The following is a 10,718-nucleotide window of genomic DNA, read 5'->3' on the forward strand; positions in this document are numbered from 1 at the left end:
CCAAGGTAAAGCCCGCTCCGGTCAGTTTGTACCCGGTCTGCGCACCATCGTCCTACGTGTTAGCTCTACCTGCTACGACGCTATCAGGTTCACCGACAACATTAAGGCTGCTCGCAATTGTCCGCGATCTCGCTAGACTGCGAGCGAGGAGACACAGGCTAGCGTCCGCGTTCGTGGTGTAATTTCCGGTGTACGCACTGGTGGATTTTGGGGTGGGGCATGCCCCACCCCAAAATTCGGCGGCGCTGGTGGCCACCGGGCTCATCGTTATGGTGGAGTTGCGAGACTTCAACCCTGACGAAGGAGTACCCGATGACCGAGGACAGACTACTGATCGAAGAGTTATCTGCGAAGAGCGGTGACGCGGATTTTTTGCGGGTGGTTGCAGAAAACGTTCTGCAGCTGATCATGGAGGCCGACGTTGATGGCCTGATTGGCGCCGGACGACACGAACGCAGCGGCGAGCGCGCCACTTGGCGCAATGGCCACCGTGACCGGACGCTCGACACCAGGCTGGGAACGCTCAATCTCAAGATCCCCAAGCTGCGTGCCGGCTCTTACTTCCCGGCCTTCCTCGAGCCGCGCAAGATGGTCGAGAAGGCGCTGGTCGCGGTCATCCAGGAAGCCTGGATCGGCGGGGTCAGCACTCGGCGCGTCGATGAACTTGTGCAGGCCATGGGGATGACCGGCATCTCCAAGTCGACAGTCAGCAAGCTGTGCAAGGACATCGACGAACGCGTCCAGGCTTTCCTGAAGCGCCCGCTAACCGGCGAATGGCCCTATCTGTGGCTCGACGCCACCTACCTCAAGGTCCGGCAGGGCGGGCGGATCATCAGCGTTGCGGCCATAATAGCCATGGCGGTCAACACCGAAGGCCGGCGCGAGATCGTCGGCCTGCATATCGGCCCCAGCGAGGCCGAGGTCTTCTGGTCCGACTTCTTGAAAGACCTCCTGCGCCGCGGTCTCACCGGCGTAAAGCTGGTCATCTCAGATGCCCACGAAGGGCTCAAGGCAGCGATCACCCGCGTACTCGGCGCCACCTGGCAACGCTGCCGCGTACACTTCATGCGCAATGCACTGGCCTATGTGCCCAAGGGCCAGCACACCATGGTCGCCGCCGCGATCCGGCAGGCCTTCATCCAACCCGATCAGAAAGATGCAATCCAGACCTGGCGCCACGTGGCCGACCAGCTGCGCGCCCGCTGGCCCAAGCTTGGCACCTGCATGGACGACGCCGAAAACGACGTGCTCGCCTACACCGGCTTCCCCACCCAGCACCGCGTGAAATTACACTCGACCAACCCGCTCGAGCGCCTGAACAAGGAGGTCAAGCGCCGCGCCGATGTCGTCGGCATCTTCCCCAACGAGGACAGCATCGTTCGCCTCGTCGGCGCCGTCCTGCTCGAGCAGAACGACGAGTGGCAACTCCAGCACCGGTACATGCAGATCGAAGGCATGGCCGAGCTCAATCAAACTACGATCGAGGAGGAAAGCGCACCACTCCACATCACATCAAAGGCCGCCTGACGATGACCCGTGGCCACCGCCGAAATTACACCATCTTGACGGACACGACCGAGACACAGGGCTTGGGTTGCAAAGTTCACTATCTTAATAGTGCGGGCATTCATCTGCGCGAGATTAAGGGCATCAACGCCCTAGCCGACGCCTTGCCAGCGCACTGGCTGCTCTACGCATCGCTGACCAGCTATCCGAAGAATTCGTCGCCGATCGAGATCGACGCCCTACTAATCACCGACGATCGCGTCATACTGCTCGAGCTCAAGGACTGGAATGGCTATCTCGTAGCACGGGGCGATCGCTGGGTTGTCAACGAACGCCCGCGCGGCCGGTCGCCTGTCGCACTTCTCAGCGAGAAGGCCCGTAAGATCAAAGGGATCATTGCTCAGCGTATTCCCGCGCTCGCGAAGGTCTATGTCGACCTGCGCGTTGTCCTGACCGGCAGTTGCACGGCCGCCAAGCTTCATCCCGACGACCAGCGCTATACCTGGTCGCTGGCCGACGCGCGCAGCCTCGGAGACCCCGCCGCGCACGCCGGGTTGCTGGAAAAGGCGACCATTCTCAGCGTGAAACCCTGTTCGCTGGTCGGCGACTTCGATAAGTTGCTGCGCAATCCCACCGTGTTTCGCGCCAGCCAAATGAACTGGGATGGCTACGGCATCGCCGAGCGCGACCTGTTCGTCCATCCGCGCTGCCTGTGGGCCGAACACGGTGCCCAGCAGTTTCGCGACCCGCGCATCAAGGCGCTCCTTCGCCAATGGCGGCTCGACAAGCTGCCCCACGATCTCAACAGCCCAGAAACCCGGCGCATCGTCGCCGAACGAGAGGCTCGTGTCGTCGGCCTGCTGCGCGAGGCGGAGAGTTCGGTCATCGCCGATGCCGCCATCCTGCAGTCTACCGTCGCGCCGCCCGACGAGATCCTCACCGACCATTATGAAGTCCTGGGGCTGCCACCCAACTGGACGACCCTGCGCCGCTACATCGAGAAAAACCGCTCGTCTTTCGCGCTCGACCAGCGCCTCGATACGATAAGCACGCTTCTGGGCATCGCCGCCGAGCTGCACCGCCAGGGCGTCGCCCATCGCGACCTCGCTCCGGCCTGCATCTGGATGACCTCGCCGACGCGGCTCGCGCTCACCGGCTTCATGTCGGCAAAGATCACGGCCGACGAATCGGTTGGCGACTGGCTCGACCTCCTGCGCGGCTATTCGGCGCCCTTGCCGGAAGACCTGGACAAGACGCTCGCCGGCACCGCGAGCGAACGCGACGTCTATCAGCTTGCGCAGATCGTCCGGGAGATCGTCGGACCGGACGAGGCGTCGATTTCCCTCGCGCTCCCGGAGGGACTCGACACGGTCTTGGCCAAGGCCGGCGCGCAGGTGCCAGCGGAGCGCTATGGCAATGCCCAGCTCTTCGCCGATGCCTTCGGAGACATCCTGTCGCCCACCGAACCGGCAATCGATCATTCCCGGCTCGACGCCCATGAAGTCACCGACATTCCGTTCGTGAAGTGGCCCAACAGCGGCAATGTCGAACAGAATGAGCGCTGCGCCACCTATCCGACGCGCATTGATGACCGTGACTGCATGGTCAAGGTTTGGGCCGGCATGCGGCGCGGCCAGTCGCAGGCACTCGACCTCGCAATGCTCGCCATGTTCGAAGGCATCGCGCGGCTCCGGCTCAAGCCGCAGGACGGCTTGCCCCATTTCGAGGCCGCCGGCCTCTCGTCGGTCGGCCCCTTCGTCGTCTACCGCCGCGCTGCCGGTGCACCGCTCGGCGAAGTTGCGGTCGGCGATCCGGCGCGGGCGGCGGGGATCATCGCGACGCTCGGCCAGACGATCGATATGCTGCACGGCCTTGGTTGCACCCATGACGATCTCAGCCCCGCGAACATCCTGATCGACAGCGGCGAGGACAACGACGCGCTCACCATCATCGACCTGTTCGACTTGGCACCGCCGGGCATCGGCGCGATCCGCAACCATGCCTATCTGCCCGGGGGCTGGGAGCGCCTGACCGGCCAGCAGATCGACCGCTTCGCCGTTGTGAAGATCGCGCGCGCCATGGTCGACGAGGCCGGCACCGACCGGCTCCCCGCGCTCGACCGCGCAATCGGCGAAGACCTGGATCGCACCGCGATCGAGACGCTCGAACCGCTGCTCATTGCCGCACGGCAGGATCTCGATCGTGCGAATGCGCCGCCCGTGCCGCGTTTCGTCGTCACCTCGCCTGGGCTAGCCGATGGCGAGCTCACCCCGGACGACGACACATTCTATGTCCGCATCCAGCGCCTTCGCGACCAGCGCACCGAATATCGCATCGATGGCCTCGACAGCAGCCTGCTCCTGCGCATGCGGGGCAGCCTGATCGAACACTGCGCCATCGAGGCCATCGATTTCGATGGGCTTTCCTACACACGGCGCGGAACCGCCATGGCCTTGCGCCTCGAGACAGCCGATGGCCGGCTCGACGATGTTGCAGACCTTGTCGCCTTCCTCGACGAGGCCCTTCCGGCCACTGTCGAACCGACCGACGGTGAGCGCAGTGCCAGCCCAACCGGCTTCGCTGCCGCGCAGCTCTGGCGGACGCTGATCGATCTCGAGGAAGAGTTCATTCCTTGCATCACGATCGGCGAGCGGGCTGCCGACACGACCGATGCGGTCGTCTACACCTATGAGACCGACCGGCCGTTCGACTTCGACAGCGAAAGCGATGTCGAAGTGCGCACCCGCGACGGCGCGCGCGGCAAGTTCATCGGCAAGCTCGACCTGCGCGATCTCACCGACCGCACGATCGCCATCCGCAACATGGCTCGCCCGCCGAGCGAAGGCGACATCGTCTCGCTCATTGACCGCCGGGCGCAAGCCTCGCTCGACCGCCGTAAACGCGGCGTCGATCGCATCCTCTCGCGCACCAGCGAGATCCCCGACCTCATCGACTATTTCGAGCCGCGGATGCGCAAGGTGCCGGCGACCTTTGCCCTTGCTCCAACCGATGAAGAGCTTAAGGGCTACGGTCTTAACGCAGGGCAGCGCGCGGCCTTCAGCACGATCCTCGCCTCGGGGCCGCTCGGCTTGATGCAGGGGCCGCCGGGCACCGGCAAGACGCGCTTCATCGGCGCGCTCGTCCACTGGCTGGTCACGCGCGGCGGTGCCTCCAAGATCCTGGTGGCGAGCCAGAGCCACGAGGCGGTCAACGGCGCGGCTGAGGAACTGATCAAATTGTTCGGCGCGCGCAAGGACCGCCTCGAACTGCTCCGCGTCGGCGCCAAGGGGCTCACCAGTCGCCTGCGACCCTATCACAGCTCGACGTTGCGCGAGCGCTACCAACGCCGCTTTCAGGGAGGCCTCAAGGCTCGTCTCGCGGCCGCCGGTGGAGCCATGGGGATCAGCCGGGCGCTGCTCCACGATCTTGTCGATCTCGACCGGGCGTTAGGCGATCTCGCCCGCCGCATCGAAATCCTGCACGACGCGCTTGCCGCGTCCGACGTCACGCCAGACGAAGCGCGTCGCCTGCGCGATCGTTTGCGCACCGCCATCGCCGCTTTCGCCAAGGCCGCGCCGCAATGGGTCGGCCACGACATCGATCCCGAAATCTCGCAGGCAGTCCTCGTCATCGAAGAAGCGCATACCGCGCTGCTCACACGCCACGTCCGCTCCACGCCGGCCGACCTCGCCGCGGCCCGCCGGCTCCTCGCCCTTTCGCGCGAATGGAACGAGACGCTCGGGGCGGGGCACCGCAATTTTGAGGAATTCCTCGCCAAGACGCGCACTATCATCACCGGCACTTGCGTCGGCCTTGGCCAGACCCGCATACGTCTCGAGGCCGGCTCGTTCGACTGGGTCATTGTCGACGAGGCCGCGCGCTGCACGGCAGGCGAGCTTGCCGTACCGCTCCAGCTCGGCCGACGTGTGCTGTTGGTCGGCGATCATCTCCAGCTGCCCCCTATGATCGACCGCGACATGGTCAAGGCTGTCACCGAAGAACTGCCCAGCGTGCCCAAACGCGAGGTGATGCGCAGCGATTTCGAGCGCGCCTTCACCGCTTCCTATGGCGCGGTGGCCGGCCAGATACTCGACGAGCAATATCGCATGGTGAAGCCGATCTGCGATCTCGTCTCGCGGACTTTTTATGCGCCCCACGGCGTTAAGCTGGTAACATCCAAGGATCGCGAGGCCGACGAGCGCTTCGACCTGCCCATGCCCGACCTGCTCAAACGTCCGATCAACTGGATCGACACGCGCGGCGCGGCCGCATCGGCGGAGAACCGCAAGAAGGGCGAGAATTCCACCTGGAACGAAGCCGAGGTCGAAGCGACCATGCGGCTGCTCAATCTTATCGCCGCGCAGGAGCAATTCGCTGCCGCGCTCGCCAAGGACGAGGAACAGACGATCGGGGTCATCTGCATGTACAAGAAACAGAAGCGCGAACTCGAACGCCGCTTCGCCCAGCAGCCCTTCGACCCGGCCTTTCGCCGCACGGTCAAGATCGACACGGTCGACTCCTACCAGGGCAAGGAGAACGCAATCGTCATCCTGTCGCTGGTGCGCGCCAATGGTCATTTCGAAGCGGGCCATGTCCGCTCGCCCAATCGCTGCAACGTCGCGATCTCCCGCGCTCGCGAGCGGCTTTTCATCATCGGCAATACTATGATGTGGCGCGACAAGCGCTGCCGCTCGCCGATACGCAGCGTCATCGACCAGATCGACCGCGACCGCACCGGCAAGGCGGCGGTCGTGCGCATGGATGCGATCCGATGAGCGCCGGGAATTCGGGCGGTGGGCAGCTGCAGGTCGATGCGGTCGACTTCCAGGTTCCGTGCCGCCGGTTCACGATCAAGGCCAATGTCACGCGCGAGCGCCAGATGCCGGTGGTCGACGAATTCGTCCTGCGCCTCGTCCAAGTCGTCCAGAAGATCAGCGTCGAGCGGCTGGCCGGCTATTTCGGCTTTTCGGGCAGCGAGATCGAGACCGTCCTCCTCGAACTGACCGAGCGCGGACTTCTGGAAAGCGATGATCGGGAAATCTCCCTGTCTTCCAAGGGGCAGGACCTGTTCAAGGGACTGACCGAGGGGGAGCTACCGCGCTTGGCTGCCGTCGAGCCCTGGACCGAAGGCGTCTGGTTCGATCTCGTCAGCCGCAACATCATGTCGCCGGCCCGCTTTCGGTCGCTGCCCAACCTTCTGTCTATTCCCGAGCAGCCCAATGCCCGCCAGGTGCCGGAGACCTTTGCCCGGACAGCCTTCGAGCAAAATTTCCACGACTATGCCCGGCGAGTTCGCCGGCATCCCGATGCCGACCAGCTCGCCATCTACTCCATTTCCGAAGTGGAAGCGGGGATCTACGGCTATCAGCCGATGCCGGCCGAATGCTGGCTCGATCGCGACACCACCCTTGAAACCAATCTCCATCTGCCATTTGCCGACAATGACCCTGCGCGGTTCGCTCTGCTCAGCATGGCTGCGGTGGACGTCTGGGCTATGCTCAGCGGCCCCGAGCAGAGTGCATCAGGGCTTGCCGACTATGAGCGCCTGACCGGCGACGATCGTCCCGGCCTGCTGCGTCAGTCAGGCGATACCTCGACCTGGTCGCGGTTGCTCGCTGCCGGCGATCGGGACGGGGACCCGCTTCTCGTCGGCGCCCCCTATCTCGACTACAATGTCGGAAAGTTCTGCGGCGTGATCGAGGCCGCCTTGGGCGCGGAACGGACGGCCAGCGGGCCGCCGTCGATCATCTGGCTGCGTCCAGGTGGAACCGCCTGGGGGCGCACCTTCAAGGTCGGCGAAACGCTGCAACGCCTCGACGAGACCCTTAGCTCCGGCGGCGTCAAGGATGCCCAGACGATCGCGATCGTTCCGCGCGCGGTGCCGTCCGGCCAGCGCCGACATCTAAAGCGCGTCTTTGACGAGGGACGCCTGGCCCCAACTGGCTTTTACCCCGCCGATCTGGAGATCATCCTGATCCCAGGTATCGCCGCCATGGTCTTCCTGCACATAGACGTCGGCCGGCACGGCGCGCCTATCGGCATTGCCTCGAGCAATGAACGGCTGCTGCGCGCGCTCGAGCGCCGGTTCAGCGAGAGCAGGATTTCGACAAGCGATACTTTATGGGCGGTGCCGGCCGAAGCGTTGCCTCAGCGTCAAGCTACAAAGAGGTGATGATTTCGAAAGCGTCGATTCAGCGTTTTTGATGGACACTTAGATTAGAAATGGAGGGGGGATGACTGACGAAGCCGACTTATTTATTCCGCAATGGCGAAGGGTTCCGCCGAAACCAGGCGGCCACCGCAGCACAGCTTCGTTGAGGCGCCGGATATCCAATGGGTAAGCCATCGCTCCCAACGATCAAACGGCTCTTTGCGCGGACGGGCCAACGCTGCGCCTTTCCCGGGTGCGCGACGCCTATCGTGGGTGAAAACGGGGCAATCATCGGCGAGATCTGTCACATTAGAGCCCGCAATGTAGGCGGTGAGCGTTATGATTCCCACCAAGGTGAGGCGGAGCGGCAGGGCTACGACAATCTGCTGTTGCTTTGCCCGACACATCATAAGACTATCGATGCTCAGCCGGAGGTCTTTTCGGTCAAGCTGCTGCTGAACATGAAAGCGCAGGCCGAAGCAGACAATTGCAAGCCCGAGTGTCCAGAAGACGTTTTCTTCTCGGCCGCTTTACTGGCAAAGCTGAGCAATACGATCATCACTAACAACACGGGCAATATCGCTATCAACAGCCCCGGCGCCGTGCAGACGAGGACGCTCGTGCTCAAGTCCACGAGCAGCAAGACAAAAATCCTTCCGCCTGCCGGATCAATCGGAGCCGATGGCGACAAGCGGCGCTATGTCAAATATCTGATCGATCGCTATATCCAGTATGCGAAAGTCGGGCCTGTCCGACCCACACCCTTTAAGACGGCGGTTATCTATGTCTCCATCAAGCGTGAGTTTGGGGCCCAGTGGGAGCTGGTGAGCCTCGCTCGCTTTGCGGACTTGTGCGTCTATCTCAAGGCCCGCATCGGCAAGACAAGCCTCGGAAAGATCAACGCGGCGAAGGGTCAGGCTCTCTTATCAACCTTTGAAGAGTATATGCGTAAACATGGAAGATGACGCGGTAATCCTGGTTGGCCTCGGCCGACCAGCGACGCCGCATCGGCCCTGCTGGAATGACGTCCATACGCGAGGGCCGCTGACGCCATCACTTACCTCCAATCCCGGCCGCACAGCGTTGGTAGAGGCCCTGAATGGACATGTCCTGGCGGCAGGATTGTTACGTCGGCACCTATTCGCGCGGCGATAAGGCCGATCTATCTCCAGCGGTTCCTGAGCCATCGGGCGGTAGTATCTCGATAGCCTGAAACGTGAAACGTGAAACGTGCGGCTAGTGTGTCGACAATTCGGGACGATCCAGGGCCCGGCGACTATAGACAGGCAACAACCTTGAAATGACCGAACACCTCCCTACATAGATTTTGTCGCGTCCTTCCCCCTTTGGAGCGACACCTCCCTGAACCTTGGCCCTGTCGTGAGCTTGCTCCGGCAGGGCAGTTTTCAGATGAGCCAGAACATGGCAGTTACTGGCTCGGATGCTTTCGGCAACACACGCAACTCAGGATCTTTTGCAAAGGAGTCGGATATAGGTCGACACCCTGGCTTTTCGACGGCGGTGATAGGTTTTGATCCTTTTCGACAGGTCGGCGTTACCAGCCCGCAAGGATTCTTCCAGATCCTGTATTTCGGCCCCTGTCTCGCTGAGGATACGGGCGTCCAGAAGACGCGCAGCGTACAGGCGGTCATTGAGATGTTCGACGGCCCGGATCATTTCCCGATTGCCGCGGCTTTCGGCCAGTTGCAAGAAAAGGCAGGCGGCACGGTCCGCGTCGTCCGATGATGCCGACGTCACCTCTGGCATGGCGCGCCTTGGAGACCCTGCAGCGTGAAGGGAAAGAAGGGAGTTCCAGTCCAGAAGGTCGCGCAGCCCGCCTTCATCAGGCATCGGCATGTAGAAGCCTCCGCCCGCAATGGCGTCGACCAGGCCCTCTCCGGTGAGCCGATTGAGCACGTCACGGATTGGGGTGATGCTTACATGCATGTCGTCCGCGAGCCGGGCGGCTTCTAGGCGTTGTCCGGGATCAAACGCACCCTCGATCAGCCGCTGCTTGAGCGTTCGGTAGCTGCGCTCGAGAATCTGTGCCGGACTCACCGGTCCTTGCCCGCGCCATTGTCTTGAAGCCAGGGCCTGTCGTTCCCCGGCACCTGCCGACTGAGGTATTGATCGACCAAATCCATCTGGTCGGGCCGGAGCGCATCGATAGCGGCGATGTGCGCAGGTATCACGTCCCTGAGCAGGATCGAGGGACATTGGCCCTCGTAATTGCCGAGATTGGGACGGTGTTGGGCATATCCCACCAGAGCGGCGAGGGAAGGCGAGAAGGTTCGCGCGACAGGCGGCGGATAGGCCAGCCACGGATTCTCATAGGGTTTGAGCCAGCCCAACGAATAGCCGGTCACGATCGCGCGCCGGACCTCATTAGATACGTTTCCGCCAGCACCGTGCAACGTCGAACCCAGGAACAGGATAGCAGACCCCGGCAGACAGGTCGCTACGATCGGCTCGTCATAATCCTGCCGTGCCATGCCAGCAGCACCATGGCTTGCGGGATAGAGTTGGGTTGCGCCATTGTCTGCCGTGAACGGCGTGATGGGCCACATGACATTGAGCAGATATTCATGGGCGCCTTTGGCGCCCTGCCACATGTCGTGATCGCGATGCGGCAACTGCGTCAGGGCGCCGGGATGAATCTCGATGGCCTGGGCGACATTGAGCTGGATCCGGTCGCATGCGGGGCTCAATATTTCGTGCGCGATTCCAACGATGAGCGGATCTTCCACTAGCGGCGCGATATGACGGCTGCGGCGCAGGAGGCCGCCAAAGCGCTTGGTCCGCTCGCCATAGAAAGCGCCCTCGCAAAAAGGCGTCGCCTCGAAGATGGGCGAGAGATCCCGCTCCAGCGCCTGGAGCGCGGAAGGGGGACGCAGGTCGGGGATGATGCACAAGCCATCCCGCAATAGGCGACCGGTCCAATATTGCACCGCGGCCAGATGATCGATCGTTTCGAGCGGGTTCATGACAGCATGTCTCCCGCGCGTGCTGATGGTTCGACGTCGCTACCGATCAGAGCGAAACGGATCGGCTCGTACACGCC

At 62.9% G+C, this 10,718-nt stretch carries 6 protein-coding genes; 4 read left to right on the forward strand and 2 right to left on the reverse strand.

Annotated features, from left to right (window positions below):
• Positions 1 to 312: 312 nt before the first annotated feature.
• From IL54_RS07900 to IL54_RS07915, 4 genes are all read left to right on the forward strand, one after another.
• Complete coding sequence (locus tag IL54_RS07900) at positions 313 to 1,527, forward strand: IS256 family transposase (protein WP_037474533.1); 1,215 nt, start codon at positions 313 to 315, stop codon at positions 1,525 to 1,527.
• 2 nt (positions 1,528 to 1,529) lie between these two features.
• Complete coding sequence (locus tag IL54_RS07905; protein ID WP_037474536.1) at positions 1,530 to 6,281, forward strand: AAA domain-containing protein; 4,752 nt, start codon at positions 1,530 to 1,532, stop codon at positions 6,279 to 6,281.
• Positions 6,278 to 7,678: a hypothetical protein gene (locus IL54_RS07910; RefSeq protein ID WP_037474539.1), complete on the forward strand. Its 1,401-nt coding sequence runs from the start codon at positions 6,278 to 6,280 to the stop codon at positions 7,676 to 7,678. Before IL54_RS07905 ends, IL54_RS07910 begins: the two co-directional genes overlap by 4 nt.
• 161 nt (positions 7,679 to 7,839) lie before the next feature.
• Positions 7,840 to 8,622, forward strand: a complete 783-nt coding sequence (locus IL54_RS07915) for an HNH endonuclease signature motif containing protein (protein WP_037474540.1) — start codon at positions 7,840 to 7,842, stop codon at positions 8,620 to 8,622.
• A 499-nt stretch (positions 8,623 to 9,121) separates the two neighbouring features.
• Here IL54_RS07915 and IL54_RS22205 read toward each other — a convergent pair whose 3' ends face one another.
• Positions 9,122 to 9,715 carry a GntR family transcriptional regulator gene (locus IL54_RS22205; protein ID WP_052027604.1) on the reverse strand — a complete coding sequence of 198 codons (594 nt, stop codon included), beginning with the start codon at positions 9,713 to 9,715 and terminating at the stop codon, positions 9,122 to 9,124.
• Complete coding sequence (locus tag IL54_RS07925; protein ID WP_052027605.1) at positions 9,712 to 10,641, reverse strand: phytanoyl-CoA dioxygenase family protein; 930 nt, start codon at positions 10,639 to 10,641, stop codon at positions 9,712 to 9,714. Before IL54_RS07925 ends, IL54_RS22205 begins: the two co-directional genes overlap by 4 nt.
• Between the last annotated feature and the right edge of the window lie 77 nt (positions 10,642 to 10,718).

It is taken from the genome of Sphingobium sp. ba1, from assembly GCF_000743655.1.
GTDB lineage: Bacteria > Pseudomonadota > Alphaproteobacteria > Sphingomonadales > Sphingomonadaceae > Sphingobium.

Excerpts from the sequence above, each read along its gene's own strand:
- IL54_RS07905 (WP_037474536.1), top strand. The coding sequence starts at position 1,530 with ATGACCCGTGGCCACCGCCGAAATTACACCATCTTGACGGACACGACC.
- IL54_RS07915 (WP_037474540.1), top strand. The coding sequence starts at position 7,840 with ATGGGTAAGCCATCGCTCCCAACGATCAAACGGCTCTTTGCGCGGACG.
- IL54_RS07900 (WP_037474533.1), top strand. The coding sequence starts at position 313 with ATGACCGAGGACAGACTACTGATCGAAGAGTTATCTGCGAAGAGCGGT.
- IL54_RS07925 (WP_052027605.1), bottom strand. The coding sequence starts at position 10,641 with ATGAACCCGCTCGAAACGATCGATCATCTGGCCGCGGTGCAATATTGG.
- IL54_RS07910 (WP_037474539.1), top strand. The coding sequence starts at position 6,278 with ATGAGCGCCGGGAATTCGGGCGGTGGGCAGCTGCAGGTCGATGCGGTC.